Annotated in this window: 15 protein-coding genes; 12 read left to right on the top strand and 3 right to left on the bottom strand. The window is 64.9% G+C overall.

Annotated features, from left to right (window positions below):
• The coding region (locus EJC49_RS22075) for a helicase HerA-like domain-containing protein (protein ID WP_126702096.1) at positions 1–179 on the top strand (179 nt) is incomplete at its 5' end.
• Positions 180–556: 377 nt separating this feature from the next.
• Complete coding sequence (locus tag EJC49_RS22070; RefSeq protein WP_210211843.1) at positions 557–1735, top strand: Shedu immune nuclease family protein; 1179 nt, start codon at positions 557–559, stop codon at positions 1733–1735.
• Positions 1736–2104: 369 nt separating this feature from the next.
• Here EJC49_RS22070 and EJC49_RS22065 read toward each other — a convergent pair whose 3' ends face one another.
• The gene (locus EJC49_RS22065; protein ID WP_126702094.1) at positions 2105–2815 is read right to left on the bottom strand and encodes a L,D-transpeptidase; all 711 of its coding nucleotides are present in this window, start codon (positions 2813–2815) and stop codon (positions 2105–2107) included.
• A gap of 98 nt (positions 2816–2913) precedes the next feature.
• The gene (locus tag EJC49_RS22060) at positions 2914–3576 is read right to left on the bottom strand and encodes a haloacid dehalogenase type II (protein ID WP_126702093.1); all 663 of its coding nucleotides are present in this window, start codon (positions 3574–3576) and stop codon (positions 2914–2916) included.
• 148 nt (positions 3577–3724) lie between these two features.
• Between EJC49_RS22060 and EJC49_RS22055 the strand changes: the two genes are divergently transcribed.
• The 6 genes from EJC49_RS22055 to EJC49_RS22030 all read left to right on the top strand — a co-directional run bounded on the left by EJC49_RS22055 (position 3725) and on the right by EJC49_RS22030 (position 7565).
• The gene (locus EJC49_RS22055) at positions 3725–4600 is read left to right on the top strand and encodes a branched-chain amino acid aminotransferase (RefSeq protein WP_170314835.1); all 876 of its coding nucleotides are present in this window, start codon (positions 3725–3727) and stop codon (positions 4598–4600) included.
• A 108-nt stretch (positions 4601–4708) separates the two neighbouring features.
• Positions 4709–5311 carry a superoxide dismutase gene (locus EJC49_RS22050; protein WP_126702091.1) on the top strand — a complete coding sequence of 201 codons (603 nt, stop codon included), beginning with the start codon at positions 4709–4711 and terminating at the stop codon, positions 5309–5311.
• Positions 5312–5510: 199 nt separating this feature from the next.
• Positions 5511–5945: a c-type cytochrome gene (locus tag EJC49_RS22045; protein WP_126702090.1), complete on the top strand. Its 435-nt coding sequence runs from the start codon at positions 5511–5513 to the stop codon at positions 5943–5945.
• Between the two features lie 15 nt (positions 5946–5960).
• On the top strand, positions 5961–6887 hold the full coding sequence (locus EJC49_RS22040; protein ID WP_126702089.1) for a cytochrome c: 927 nt from the start codon (positions 5961–5963) through the stop codon (positions 6885–6887).
• A 109-nt stretch (positions 6888–6996) separates the two neighbouring features.
• Positions 6997–7224, top strand: coding sequence for a DUF433 domain-containing protein (locus EJC49_RS22035; protein WP_126702088.1), 228 nt, complete (start codon positions 6997–6999; stop codon positions 7222–7224).
• Complete coding sequence (locus EJC49_RS22030) at positions 7221–7565, top strand: DUF5615 family PIN-like protein (RefSeq protein ID WP_126702087.1); 345 nt, start codon at positions 7221–7223, stop codon at positions 7563–7565. The genes EJC49_RS22035 and EJC49_RS22030 overlap by 4 nt, the downstream gene beginning before the upstream one ends.
• 7 nt (positions 7566–7572) lie before the next feature.
• Here the strand turns inward: EJC49_RS22030 and EJC49_RS22025 are convergent, their stop codons facing one another.
• The gene (locus EJC49_RS22025) at positions 7573–9684 is read right to left on the bottom strand and encodes a S9 family peptidase (protein WP_126702086.1); all 2112 of its coding nucleotides are present in this window, start codon (positions 9682–9684) and stop codon (positions 7573–7575) included.
• Positions 9685–9790: 106 nt separating this feature from the next.
• Here EJC49_RS22025 and EJC49_RS22020 point away from each other — a divergent pair, with 106 nt between their 5' ends.
• The 4 genes from EJC49_RS22020 to EJC49_RS22005 all read left to right on the top strand — a co-directional run bounded on the left by EJC49_RS22020 (position 9791) and on the right by EJC49_RS22005 (position 13528).
• Positions 9791–10159: an SH3 domain-containing protein gene (locus EJC49_RS22020; RefSeq protein ID WP_126702085.1), complete on the top strand. Its 369-nt coding sequence runs from the start codon at positions 9791–9793 to the stop codon at positions 10157–10159.
• A 225-nt stretch (positions 10160–10384) separates the two neighbouring features.
• Positions 10385–12730, top strand: coding sequence for a putative monovalent cation/H+ antiporter subunit A (locus tag EJC49_RS22015; RefSeq protein ID WP_126702084.1), 2346 nt, complete (start codon positions 10385–10387; stop codon positions 12728–12730).
• A 1-nt stretch (position 12731) separates the two neighbouring features.
• Positions 12732–13151 carry a Na+/H+ antiporter subunit B gene (locus EJC49_RS22010; RefSeq protein WP_126702083.1) on the top strand — a complete coding sequence of 140 codons (420 nt, stop codon included), beginning with the start codon at positions 12732–12734 and terminating at the stop codon, positions 13149–13151.
• On the top strand, positions 13151–13528 hold the full coding sequence (locus tag EJC49_RS22005) for a Na+/H+ antiporter subunit C (RefSeq protein ID WP_126702082.1): 378 nt from the start codon (positions 13151–13153) through the stop codon (positions 13526–13528). The genes EJC49_RS22010 and EJC49_RS22005 overlap by 1 nt, the downstream gene beginning before the upstream one ends.
• Positions 13529–13530: the final 2 nt, after the last annotated feature.

The raw sequence follows: 13530 nt of genomic DNA, 5'->3' as shown, positions 1-13530 counted from the left end.
CGCCCACCACCCGCGCCCCCTCGCGCACCACCGCACCCCGCGCCCCCTCGGCCCCGCGCCCGCGAGCCTCGAACCGCCAGACCGTCACCGAGGCGGCCGTCAAGTCGGTGGTGCGCTCGGTGGGCACCTCGCTCGGCCGGGCGCTGATCCGGGGGATCTTGGGGAGCTTGAAGCGGTAGGGGGGCGCTTTGGCCTAGATGGCTGAGATGGGGTGGGAGAGCGGAATGGCCTGTTCTGGAAGAATTTCGAAGAAAGCAGACATCGGTGGGTTTGCCAATTTCAAGCCAAAGTTGCGACAATGGACACCTCTACCTGATCGACTGGTGCGATCAGGGCGACGCCGCCCGTCCAGGCCCCAAGCGGTCGTACTAGGCCCACAGTCCTATGTCGTGAGCGCGCACCGCTAGAATTGCGCTCAAGAACGCATGAAGCCTTGGCAATGGCGCGAAATCTCATCTAGTGTTCCCTGCAGATCGGGGGACGAGAATTGAAAATTAAAGCTACCGCCAAAGGTTTAGAGCTAGCGTACAGCACAGAATATGGCGGGAACGAGTGGGTGTGGGAAGACCTCAAGAAGAAGGGCGCCGTTCCTATCACCGGTGTATTTTACTTTGAAAAGGCGGACCTTTTGGACCCGCCCACTGATACAACCGATTTTGGCAAGTATGAGTACGTTTTCAATTTTGCTGAGATCGACGGGACGTACATGCGCATAGCGGGGCGCAAATTGGGTATCGACAATGACGTGTTTATGCCTGTGGGTACCAAGTGGGAGCGCAAGCTCTTCGCCGCCTATCGCAACATCTCCATTTTCGGACGATTGAGCGAACTTTTAGAAACTACCGATCCAATCTATGTCGGCGGGACGCACCCTTCAGCTATTCCGATAGACGTTTTCAAGGACCTCCTGAAGAGGTTTCCCAGCACAGGTGAAATCACCCGGTATGCCGGTGCTCGGGTGCACACGATCCTGGCCGGTTATGTGGATGGCCTGAAGGATGCTCAAGGCCGCTATGAGACTTACCTGAACAAGAAAATGTCAGGTTCCAAATCGGCCAAAATCGATCTCGAGTTCCTCAAGGAATTGGAGATCGAAAAATACATCATCATCCGAGACCACATTAAAGAGGCTCTCGAGAAGAAAACAAAACTGTCCGAGGGCGAGTGGCAGAAGATGATGATCTCGTTCTTGCCGCTCCTTTTCCCGAAGTACATTAAGGTCCTGGAGAACGTCACTATCAACGACTACTACTCGGACTCCACCAAGAAAACCTCTCGATACATCGACATAGCCCTGGTAGATGCAAACGGCAATATTGACGTCATCGAGGTGAAGAAGCCATTTGACGACAAAATCCTGCAGAAGAGCAAGTATCGAGGGAACAGCATCCCGACCTCGGAGCTGTCCGGCAGTATCATGCAGGCAGAAAAATACCTTTTCCATCTGTCGAAGTGGGGCGTTGCTGGCGAGAAGGCACTGACGACGGAGTACTCAACCCATCTGCCGCCTGGCATGAAAATCCGTATCGCCAATCCGAAGGCAATTATCATCGTGGGGCGGGACCAGATCAGTGGTGCCGCGATGACCGACGGGCACCTGCTCGACTTCGAGGTGATCAAACGTCAGTATGCGAACATGATGGACATCATCACATACGATGACCTGCTTCGCCGGCTCGACAACACGATTGTTGCCCTGGGCGGTGCGACCGTTATCACGAAGCCAAGCCCATAGGCTTGCCTCTACTTCCCTTTCTCACAAAGGCAGGCCTAATCTTTCGAACGTAGCGTGAGGACGGCATTACCCCGACAATCGATCGAATGGCAAATGCATCCCTTTCACTGCGTGGAGCCGTCTCGGATGAAGGCGGTTGAAAGGCAGCTTCTGGCAATTTGCATTCGGAAAATGAACGGCTAGAACGTCGTCGAAACCCGCCATCCCGACCCTTTTCGACGCGGCTCGGTTGCCCCCCGCTTATCGCTTGCCAGCCACCGATGGCGCCACAAGTTCCAACACTCCGGCCGCGATCGCGCCCCAACTGTTGGAACCCCTGACCCGCCTGAGAAAACCCGCGCTTGGGAAAACCCGTGTTTCGGCGAACCTCTACCGAACGAGAATCGGCGTCTTGTTGGGGACGCGGTCGTAGAGGTCGATGACGTCCTGGTTGATCAGGCGCACGCAGCCCGACGAGACCGACTTGCCGATGGAGAACCATTCCGGCGAGCCGTGCAGGCGGTAGAGCGTGTCGACATTGTCCTTGAAGATGTAGAGCGCTCGGGCGCCGAGCGGATTGTCGAGGCCCGGCCGCATGCCACCATTCTCGGCACTGTACTTCGCCAGCTCGGGCTGGCGCGCGATCATCTCGGCCGGCGGCGTCCAGGTCGGCCAGGCGCGCTTCCACTGCATGACGGCGCGGCCCGACCACTCGAAGCCGGCGCGGCCGAGGCCGACGCCGTAGCGCAGCGCCCGCCCGCCCGGCTGGACGAGATAGAGGAAGTGCTTCGAGGTGTCGACCACGATGGTCCCCGGCGCCTCGCCGGTGGGATCGGAGACATACTGGCGCAGGAAGCGCGCCGGGATCTTCTGGTAGGGCACGGCCGGGATGTTGAACCCGCCATCGCTGCGCGCGGCGTAGATCTGGGCCGGGTCGAAACCGCCATAGCTCTCGTCGCCGAAGCGCGGCAGCGATGGCAGCTGCGGCATGGGACGCGATGTGGTGCAGGCGGATAGCGCGAGCTGGGTGACGCCGATCGCGCCCGCGGTCAGGAGGAAGCGCCTCGAAACGCCTCCGTTGGAAGTCGTACGTCCGGTCATCGAAATCTGTAACCCCTCTAGGAAGCGGCACAACGCCCGTGCGGCCAAACGGTTGCCCCGATTTCGCCGCACGGTGGTCATGCTTGCGGTATCCCCGATCAGCCGAGGTTCGGCAAGCCTCCAAGCGAGGGCAGGATCACGGACGGCGGATGGTCGAGATACTCGTCGGGTTGCCCGGCGCGGTTGATCCAGACCGTGCGGAAGCCGAATTTCGCAGCGCCCGCAACGTCCCAGCGGTTCGACGACTGGAAGGAGACGGCGTTCGGGTAGACCCGTAACGCCGTGGTCACAATGTCGTAAACGGCCGGATCGGTCTTGAATTTTCCGATGGCATCGACGGAGAAGACGTCGTCGAGCACGAGGTCGAGCCCGGCCGACTTGACCGCCGCCGCCAGCATGGCCGGCGAGCCGTTGGACAGGATGGCCAGCCGCGCGCCCTGCGCCTTCAGGGCCTTCAGCACGGACGGCACCTCCGGATAGCAGTCGAGCCGCCAGTAGGCGTCGAGCAGGTTCTGCCGCTGCGACCGGTCGGCGCTGGGCACCCGCGCGAAGGCATGGTCGAGCGCCTGCTGGGTCAGCTGCCAGAAATCGACATAGGCGCCCATCAGCGTGCGCACCCAGGAATATTCGAGCTGCTTGGCGCGCCAGATGTCGGACAGCAGCTGCCCGTCCGGCCCGATCGCTTCCGCGTGGCGGCGCACGGCGGCATGCACGTCGAACAGCGTGCCATAGGCATCGAAGACGTAGGCGGAATGGCGCATGCGGCGATCCTGTCAGTGAGCCATAGACTTGATCCGATCGTGACGCATGGGTCAAGCATCGCGCTGGCGCAAGAAAAACGCCGCACCGGACGATTGACGCGGCAGGACGAGCCGCTATCCATAGGCCCGACAGAAAGGTGGACGGATCATGACGGTCGATACCAAAGCGCAGAGCCTCACCTGGACCTATGTCGACGGCGACTGGCACGAGGGCAACGTCGCGCTGGTGGGGCCTCGAAGCCATGTGATGTGGCTCGGATCGAGCGTCTTCGACGGCGCGCGCTGGTTCGAGGGCGTCGCGCCCGACCTCGACCTGCATGCCGCCCGCGTCAACGCCTCGGCGCTGGCGCTCGGCCTGCAGCCGACGATGACCATGGAGGAGATCGTCGGCCTGACGCTGGACGGGCTGAAGAAGTTCGACGGCCAGACGGCGGTCTATATCCGCCCGATGTACTGGGCCGAGCATGGCGGCTACATGGGCGTGCCGTCCGACCCGGCCTCGACCCGCTTCTGCCTGTGCCTCTACGAATCGCCTATGATCCCGCCGGCCGGCTTTTCGCTGACGGTGTCGCCGTTCCGGCGGCCGACGATCGAGACCATGCCGACCAACGCCAAGGCCGGCTGCCTCTACCCCAACAACGGCCGGGCGATCCTGGAGGCGCGGTCGCGCGGCTTCGACAACGCTCTGGTGCTCGACATGCTGGGCAACGTGGCCGAGACCGGCGCGTCGAACATCTTCATGGTCAAGGACGGGGTGGCCTTCACGCCGATCGCCAACGGCACCTTCCTGTCTGGCATCACCCGCGCCCGCACCATCGGCCTGCTGCGCGAGGCCGGCCAGGCGGTGGTGGAAAAGAGCCTGACGGTGGCCGACTTCCTCGGCGCCGACGAAATCTTCTCGACCGGCAACCATTCCAAGGTGGTGCCCGTCATCCAGATCGAGGACCGGACGCTGCAGGCCGGGCCCGTCGCCAAGAAGGCGCGCGACCTCTACTGGGACTGGGCGCACGGCCACGCGGCCTGACCCCCACGCGACGGCGGCGGAACGCGCGGTCTCGCATCGCGCGGCCGGCTGCCCTATATGAAGTCCAACCCGTTCACCGACCCCGCAGACGATCACAGGAGATCGACCATGGCTTTCGAACTTCCCGAACTTCCCTACGACTACGAGGCGCTCCAGCCCTTCATGTCGAAGGAGACGCTCGAGTATCACCACGACAAGCATCACAAGGCCTATGTCGACAACGGCAACAAGCTCGCCGCCGAAGCCGGCATGGACGGGCTGTCGCTCGAGGAGATCGTCAAGCAGTCGTACGGCAAGAACGCCGGGCTCTTCAACAATGCCGGCCAGCACTACAACCACATCCATTTCTGGAAGTGGATGAAGAAGGGCGGCGGCGGCAAGAGCCTGCCGGGCGCGCTGCAGAAGGCGGTCGACAGCGACCTCGGCGGCTACGACAAGTTCAAGGCCGACTTCATCGCCGCCGGCACCACGCAGTTCGGTTCGGGCTGGGCCTGGCTCTCGGTCAAGAACGGCAAGCTGGAAATCTCCAAGACCCCGAACGGCGAGAATCCGCTGGTCCACGGCGCGTCTCCGATCCTGGGCGTCGACGTGTGGGAGCACTCCTACTACATCGACTACCGCAACGCGCGGCCGAAGTATCTCGAGGCCTTCGTCGACAACCTGATCAACTGGGACTACGTGCTTGAGTGCTGGGAAAAGGCTTCGGCCTGATCGCCTTCGGTCGACATTCACGCCCCCGACGCCCCGACCTTGGTCGGGGCGTTTTTCGTTGACGGTGTGTCGTGGAGGCTTATCGTGGCTTCACGCGAGCGTGAACGCGCGTGAACGCGAACTTTGCCATTGTGGGCACCGGACGGCTCCACCAACCCCAGCAAGGCTGCTTCCCAAGCAAGGCATCCGGAGGACGATGATGAAGAAGATGATTTTCGCCGCAGCGGCGCTCACATTCGCGGTTTCGGCTTCGATTGCCGGTCCCGCCGAGGATCGTGAGGCGATGATGAAGTCGTTCGGCGGCGCGCTCGGCCAGCTCGCACCGATCGCCCGCGGCGAACAGCCTTTCGACGCCGCCGTGGTGAACGCCGCGGTCGAGGCGCTCAACGCCAACGCCATGAAGTTCGACGTCGCCGCGCTGTTCCCGGCCGGTTCGGGCGAGGGCACCGACGCGCTTCCGGCGATCTGGGAAAACCTCGCCGACTTCGAGGCCAAGGCCGAGAAGTTCAAGGCCGACGTCGCCGGTGTGGCCGCCAACCCGCCCGCCGACCAGGCGGCCGTGGGCGCGGCGCTGGGCGTGATCGGCGGCAATTGCGGCGCCTGCCACCAGCCCTACCGCGCCAAGCGCGGCTGAGGACACAGCCTTCGAATGAAGCTGATCGGCAAGCTCGCCATCGCGGCGGTCGCTCTCACCGGCGCATCCGCGCTTGCCTTCTGGTGGCTCACGATCCCCCGGACGTTTCCGGGTGAGGTCGTGGCCGCCTTTCCACCGGGAGATGCGGCCGAGGGCGAGCGCATCTTCTGGGCCGGCGGCTGCGCCTCCTGCCATGCGGCGCCGGGCGGCGACGGCGAGGCCCGGCTGTCGCTGGCCGGCGGCCTGCGGCTGAAGACCGATTTCGGCGAGTTCGTGGCGCCCAACATCTCCCCGCATCCCACCGACGGCATCGGCGCCTGGGACATCGCGGATTTCGCCAACGCCATGCAGCACGGCGTTTCGCCCGACGGCCGGCACTACTACCCGGCCTTCCCGTACACCTCCTATGCCCGCATGATCCCCGACGACGTGGCCGACCTGTTCGCCTTCCTGAAGACGGTGCCGGCCGTCGAAGGCAAGGCGCCGGAGACGCGGCTGGGCTTCCCGTTCAACATCCGCCGCGGCATCGGGCTGTGGAAGCGTCTTCATCTCGACCCCGCCCCGGTGGCGTCGATCGAGGGCGCGTCAGCCGAGGTGCTGCTCGGCCAGTATCTCGTCGAGGGCCCGGGCCATTGCGGCGAGTGCCACACGCCGCGCGACCTGTCGGGCGGCCTGAAGACGGGCGAGTGGCTGGCCGGCGCCGTCTCCGCCGAAGGCCAGGGCATCGTTCCCAACATCACCCCCCAGGGCCTTTCCTGGTCGGCTTCCGACATCGCCTATTATCTCGAAACCGGCTTCACGCCCGACTTCGATTCGGTCGGCGGCTCGATGGTGGACGTGCAGAAGAACATGGCGATGCTGCCGGCCGAGGACCGCGAGGCGATCGCGGCCTATCTCAAGGCCATCCCCGGCCATCCGAACGGCTACCCGGCCCGGCGGTAGGGGGATTGCCGAGTGCGGCGGGCGCAGCGAAACGATGCGCCTGGTACGCCGGATTGCCACTTCTCGAAACGGCATTCGCTCTGCGTGTTTGATGTGGTAGTTTTCCACGATGGAAACCGACTACCAAGCCATCATCACTCAGGAACCCGGAAAGCGGGGAGGGCGGGCCTGCATCAGGGGCTCGCGCATTGCCGTCGCCGACATTCTCGGTTGGCTGGCGGTGGGCATGTCCGACGAGCAAATCATCGCCGACTATCCGGAACTGACGCGTGAGGACATTCGCGCCGCGCTGGCCTATGCCGCCGATCGCGAAAGGCGCACCGTCACCGCGGCGTGAAGCTGCTGTTCGATCAGAACCTGAGCTTTCGGCTATGCCGAGCGCTGGCCGACGTCTTTCCGAATTCACAGCAGACGACAGCGATGGGACTTGCCCAGGCGAGCGACGCTATGCTCTGGACCGTTGCAGGTCGAGACGGGTTCACGATCGTCACGCTCGACGCAGATTTCGCCGAGTTGGCGGCGCACCGAGGGGCACCACCAAAGGTCATCTGGCTCCGATGTGGAAACCAGCCAACTGCCGTCATCGAACAGTTGTTGCGAAGTAGCGCTCCCCTGATCGCGGACTTCATCGATCGCAGGGGTGCCGTCTGCTTGGAACTCTATCGACGACGCGCCTGATCAGCCATCAGCCGGTGACCTCCGCCTTCCCCGCCATCTTCAGCGCGAAGGCGTAGGTGTAGGCGATCTCCTCCAGCCGCGAGAAGCGGCCCGAGGCGCCGGCATGGCCGGCCTCCATGTTGATGCGGAAGAGCACCGGGCTGTCGCCGGTCTTCTCGTCGCGGAGCTTGGCCACCCACTTGGCCGGTTCCCAGTAGGTCACGCGCGGGTCGGTCAGGCCCGAGACCGCGAGGATCGGCGGATAGTCCTTCGCGCCGACATTGTCGTAGGGCGAATAGGCGGCGATGGTCGCATAGTCGGCGGCGGACGCGATCGGGTTGCCCCATTCGGGCCATTCCGGCGGGGTGAGCGGCAGCGTCTCGTCGAGCATCGTCGTCAAGACGTCGACGAAGGGCACCTCCGCGACGATGGCGCCGAAGGCTTCGGGCGCCATGTTGGCGACCGCTCCCATCAGCATGCCGCCGGCCGAGCCGCCCTGCGCCACGATCCGGTCATGCGCGGTGAAGCCCTCGGCGACGAGGTGGCGGGCAACCGCGATGAAGTCGAGGAACGTGTTCATCTTGCGCGCGCGCTTGCCCTCCTCGTACCAGGCAAAGCCCTTGTCCTTGCCGCCGCGCACATGGGCGATGGCGTAGACGAAGCCGCGGTCGGCCAGCGACAGGCAGTTGGTGTTGAAGGCGGCGGGAATGGCGATGCCGTAGGAGCCATAGCCGTAGAGCAGGCACGGCGCCGAACCGTCGAGCGGCGTGTCGCGGTGGTAGAGCAGCGACACCGGCACCAGTTCGCCGTCATGCGAGGGCGCCATCAGGCGGCGCGTCACGTAGTGGTCGGCGTCGTGGCCGGACGGGACCTCCTGCGTCTTCAGGAGCGTGCGCTCGCGCGTCGCCATGTCGTAGTCGTAGACCTGCGAGGGCGTCGTCATCGAGGAATAGCTGAAGCGGATGACGGTGGTGTCGTATTCGAGCGAGCCAATCAGCCCGAGCGAATAGGCCTCCTCGTCGAAGAAGATCGAATGCTCGGCACCGCTGGCGCGCTCGCGCACCACGATGCGCGGCAGGCCGTCCTTGCGCTCCAGCCGGACCAGATGGTCGCGGAAGGCCATCACCGCCAGGATCAGCCGGCCCGGCTCGTGCGGCACGAGGTCGGCCCAGTTCTCCGGCCGGGGATCGGCGGCCGGGGCGGTCATGACCTTGAAGTCCTTGGCGCCGTCGAGATTGGTGAGGATGAAGAAGACGTCGCCGCCTTCCTCGAGGTCATACTGGACGCCCAGTTCGCGCGGCCGCACGATCCTGGGCTCGGCGGTCGGCTCGGCGGCGGGGATGAGCCGGTACTCCGACGTCTCGTGGTCGTTGATCGAAATCAGGATCCAGTCGTTGGTGCGGGTGCCGCCGACATTCATGAAGAAGCCGGGATCGGTCTCCTCGTAGACGAGGCGGTCGTTGGCTGCGTCGTCGCCGAGCGCGTGGAACAGGATCTTCGACGGCCGGTGGTTGGCGTCGACACGGGTGTAGAAGAAGCCGTCGTTCGCCGCCGTCCAGACCCCGCCACCGCCGGTGTCGGTCACGATGTCGGGCAGATCCGCACCCGAGGCGATGTCGCGGACCTTGAGCGTGTAGAATTCCGAGCCCTTGTCGTCATAGGACCACAGGAGTCGCGCGTGATCGCTCGAATGATCGGTGCCGCCGAGCCGGAAATAGGCCTGGCCCTGCGCTTCGGCGTCGCCGTCAAGCAGGATCTGCTCCGCGCCGCCGTCGCGCGGGGTGCGGAAATAGCGCGGCTGCTCGCCGCCGATGACGAAGGAGGAGCCATAGGCGAACGGGCCGTCCTTCATCGGCACGGAGGAATCGTCCTCCTTGATGCGGCCCTTCATCTCGGCAAACAGCTGCTTCCGCAAAGGCTCGAGATCGGCCAGCATGGCCTTCTGGTAGTCGTTCTCCGCCTCCAGATGCGCCCGGATCGCCGGGTCGAGCACGGCGGGATCGCGAAACACCTCCTGCCAGTTGTCCGCCCTGAGCCAGGCATAGGCATCCGTGCGGGTGGCCCCGTGATGCGTGTCGGTCACCGGCCGCTTCTCCGCGTGGGGCGCGGCGAGGGACGGAAAGGAAATTGTCTTGGCCATGGGCACGTCGCTTGCTTGAATGGGAAATGAACGGGGCGGTCGGCGGCTGTTCAAGTCAGCTATGTCATTCTCCGGGCCTGTTCAAATGCTTTGGGAGACAAACACGATGAAACCGCAGCTTCGCATCGCCTCCGCATTCGCCGCCCTTGCCCTCGTCGCCGGCCTGTCGGCCGGTGCGCAGGCCTCCACCTTCCATGCCTGGGAAGTCGCCAACGTGTCGTGGGGCGACGTGCTCAACGTGCGCAAGTATCCGGCAAGCACCTCGCAGATCCAGTCGGCCTATCCGAACGGAACGGTCCTGCAGATGACCGGCCGCTGCACCGGCGGCCTGCACCTCGACCAGGTGGCCGGCCAGCCCGGCTGGAAGAAGGCGCAGGCCGTGCGTTATCGCTGGTGCGAGGTGTGGCACGACCCGGCACAAAACGGCAATTTCGCCACCGGCTGGGTCTACGGCAAGTACATCACCCCGTACTGAGCGCGGCGTGCTTTCGCCAGGCCAGCATTGCCCAAGAGCGGTGCCGGCCCGGCGGCGCGGTCGCGCGCCGAACAAGCTGGAATTGCGAGGGTTGCCGGCCGTTGAAACGCCTGGGCACAAAAGTCGCGGCCGCGCGGCATTTGCTTGCGAGGATAAGACCGAGTCGCTATCTGTCCCCCGGCACGCGCGGCGTGACCCACACAATGGCGGGGACGGGACTCCTGGATGGCGGACGCATCGCAGTCGGTTACATTTCTTGCGCTGATCTTGCCGTTTCTGGCCGCCGCGATTGCCCCCGCGCTGACCCGCATCCTCAAGCACAACGCAGCCTGGGTTCTGGCGCTCGCGCCACTGTTTCTGTTCGTCCATTTCTTCGGCTATCTCGGCGACGTGGCGGCCGGCCGCGCGGTCACCGGCGGCTATGCCTGGATCCCCAGCCTCGGCGTCGACTTCTCCTGGTTCATCGACGGTCTGTCGCTGACCTTCGCGCTGCTGATCTCCGGCATCGGCACGCTGATCGTGCTCTATGCCGGCGGCTACCTGAAGGGCCATGAGCAGCAGGGACGCTTCTTCTCCTTCATCCTGATGTTCATGGGCGCGATGCAGGGGCTGGTCCTGTCGGACTCCTTCATGACGCTGTTCGTGTTCTGGGAACTGACCTCGATCACCTCCTTCCTGCTGATCGGCTTCGACCATTCCCGCGAGGCCTCGCGGCGCGCCGCGCTGCAGGCGCTGGTGGTGACCGGGCTGGGCGGGCTGTCGCTGCTGGCCGGCCTGCTCGTCATCTGGGCCGCGACCGGGGAGGGGACGCTGTCGGGCCTGCTGTCGTCGGGCGATGCGCTGCGCGCCGCACCCTTCTACCTGCTGGCGCTGGTGCTGGTGCTGGGCGGCGCCTTCACCAAGTCGGCGCAGTTCCCGTTCCACTTCTGGCTGCCCAACGCCATGGAGGCGCCGACGCCGGTGTCGGCCTATCTGCATTCGGCCACCATGGTGAAGGCCGGCGTCTACCTTTTGATGCGCCTGAACCCGGTGCTGGGCGACACGGTGTGGTGGGAGACGATCCTGCCCATCTTCGGCGGCACGACGCTTCTGGTCGGCACGCTGCTGGCCATCCGCCAGACCGACCTGAAGCTGATGCTGGCCTACACGACGGTCGCCTCGCTCGGCCTGCTGGTGATGCTGACCGGCCTGGGCTCCGAGATAGCGATCGAGGCGGCGGTGCTCTATCTCGTCGCCCACTCCCTGTTCAAGGGCGCGCTGTTCATGGTCGCCGGCCTGATCGACCACGAGGCCGGCACCCGCGACGTGCGCTGGCTCGGCGGCCTGCGCAGCGCCATGCCGATCACCTTTGCCGCCGCCCTCCTGGCGGCCCTCTCCATGGGCGGGCTGCCGCCGTTCTTCGGTTTCCTCGCCAAGGAGGAAATCTATGCCGCGCTGGACTTCTCCGGCGGCTGGAACGCGCTGTTCACGGCGGTCGCCATAATCGGCAACGCGCTGATGCTGGTGATCGGCTTCGCGGTGGCGCTGAAGCCCTTCCTCGGCGCCGCCGTCGAGACGCCGAAGCACGCGCATGAGGGGCCGGTGCTGCTTTGGCTGGGACCGCTGACGCTCGCCATCGTCGGCTGCGTCGCCGCGATCTTCTCCGGCGTGACGCATCACTACGTGTCGGAACCCATGGCCGCGGCCGTGGCCGGCGCGCCGGTGGAGATCTATATCTCCGTCGTCCCGCATGCGAGCCTGGCGCTGCTGCTCTCGATCGTCACGATCGCGCTCGGCATCGCGATCTTCCTGATGCTCGACCGCGCCCGCGACGCCATGGCCGCCGTGCTGGCTGCGATCGGCTGGGGTCCGGACCGGGGATTCGACCAGGCGATCCGCGGCCTGATCCGGCTCGCCAACGCCGTGACCGGCGTGATCCAGAACGGGCGGATGGAGGTGTACATGACGGTCACCTTCGTCATGATCGCGGTGGCGATCTGGGCGCCGATGCTGATGTTCGGCGAACTGCCGGCAATGCCGACCTTCCCGCGGATGACCTTCTACGAATGGACGGTGTTCGCCATCGCCGCGATCGGGCTCGGCGCCGTGGCCTACGCGGCCGACCGGCTGACCGCGATCGTGTCGCTCGGCATCCAGGGCTTCGCGGTGGCGCTGCTGTTCCTGCTGTTCGGCGCGCCCGACCTCGCCTTCACGCAGTTCATGGTCGAGACGCTGTCGGTGGTGATCCTGGCACTGGTCATGACGCGGCTGCGGCTCTATCCGAGCGACCACCGCCCGACCGCGGAAAAGATGGTCGACGTCGGCATTGCCGGCGCCTGCGGCATCGGCTTCGCGGTGCTGCTGCTGAAGGTCACGCAGATCCCCTTCGATTCCACGCTGTCGGACTTCTTCAGCACCTATTCCTACGTGATCGCCCACGGCCGCAACATCGTCAACGTCATCATCGTCGACTTCCGCGGGCTCGACACGCTGGGCGAGATCGCCGTGGTGATGATCACCGGGCTGGCGATCCTCGCCCTGATCCGCATACGGCTTCCGCGGTCGACGGACGTGACGGAGGCGAAGTCCTGACATGCAGACGGTGATCTTCAGAACCGCCGCGCCCTACCTCGCCAGCCTGATGGTGATGTTTTCGGTGTTCGTGCTGCTGCGCGGCCACAACGAGCCGGGCGGCGGCTTCATCGGCGGCCTGATCGCCGCGTCCGCCTTCGCCATCTACGGCATCGCCTGCGGCGTGACGCCGGTGCGCCGCGCGCTGTATTTCCACCCGATGGCGATCGCCGGCTTCGGCCTCTTTCTGTCGACCGTGGCCGGGCTGGCGTCGCTCGCCATGGGCGTGCCGTTCCTGACCGGCCTCTGGACCGAGGTCCACCTGCTGGGAGTCACGCTCGACCTGTCGACGGTGCTGTTCTTCGACTTCGGCGTCTATTTCGTCGTGGTCGGCGCGATCACCTCGATCGCGCTCGCCCTGGAAGAGAGGGAGGAAGACTGATGGAAACCGCCCTCACGGCTCTCGTCGGCCTGTTCTACGTCGTCTCCATCTACCTGATGCTGTCGCGGCACATCATCCGCGTGCTGCTCGGCATCGCCATCTTCGGCAACGCCGTCAACATGACGATCTTCACCGCCGGCCGCATCATGCGCGAGGTCCCGCCGATCATCCCGGAAGGGCAGTCGGCGCTGGACGGCGTGACCGCCAACCCGCTGCCGCAGGCGCTGATCCTCACCGCCATCGTGATCTCCTTCTCGTTCTTCGCCTTCCTGCTGGTTCTGGCCTATCGCGCCTACCAGGAGTTGGGGACCGACGACACCGACGAAATGCGCATCGCCGAACCGGAAGGCGAAGGCCTTCCGCCGCTGGGATATTGAGA

This window comes from Aquibium carbonis (assembly GCF_003970795.1).
GTDB classification, from domain to species: domain Bacteria; phylum Pseudomonadota; class Alphaproteobacteria; order Rhizobiales; family Rhizobiaceae; genus Aquibium; species Aquibium carbonis.
Note: the sequence above shows the minus strand (reverse complement) of the source record. Positions and strands in the feature narration are given on the sequence as shown.

Coding starts and splice junctions, on each gene's coding strand:
- EJC49_RS22040 (WP_126702089.1), top strand. CDS start 5,961: ATGAAGCTGATCGGCAAGCTCGCCATCGCGGCGGTCGCTCTCACCGGC.
- EJC49_RS22060 (WP_126702093.1), bottom strand. CDS start 3,576: ATGCGCCATTCCGCCTACGTCTTCGATGCCTATGGCACGCTGTTCGAC.
- EJC49_RS22015 (WP_126702084.1), top strand. CDS start 10,385: ATGGCGGACGCATCGCAGTCGGTTACATTTCTTGCGCTGATCTTGCCG.
- EJC49_RS22010 (WP_126702083.1), top strand. CDS start 12,732: ATGCAGACGGTGATCTTCAGAACCGCCGCGCCCTACCTCGCCAGCCTG.
- EJC49_RS22005 (WP_126702082.1), top strand. CDS start 13,151: ATGGAAACCGCCCTCACGGCTCTCGTCGGCCTGTTCTACGTCGTCTCC.
- EJC49_RS22035 (WP_126702088.1), top strand. CDS start 6,997: ATGGAAACCGACTACCAAGCCATCATCACTCAGGAACCCGGAAAGCGG.
- EJC49_RS22045 (WP_126702090.1), top strand. CDS start 5,511: ATGAAGAAGATGATTTTCGCCGCAGCGGCGCTCACATTCGCGGTTTCG.
- EJC49_RS22055 (WP_170314835.1), top strand. CDS start 3,725: ATGACGGTCGATACCAAAGCGCAGAGCCTCACCTGGACCTATGTCGAC.
- EJC49_RS22020 (WP_126702085.1), top strand. CDS start 9,791: ATGAAACCGCAGCTTCGCATCGCCTCCGCATTCGCCGCCCTTGCCCTC.
- EJC49_RS22065 (WP_126702094.1), bottom strand. CDS start 2,815: ATGACCGGACGTACGACTTCCAACGGAGGCGTTTCGAGGCGCTTCCTC.
- EJC49_RS22050 (WP_126702091.1), top strand. CDS start 4,709: ATGGCTTTCGAACTTCCCGAACTTCCCTACGACTACGAGGCGCTCCAG.
- EJC49_RS22025 (WP_126702086.1), bottom strand. CDS start 9,684: ATGGCCAAGACAATTTCCTTTCCGTCCCTCGCCGCGCCCCACGCGGAG.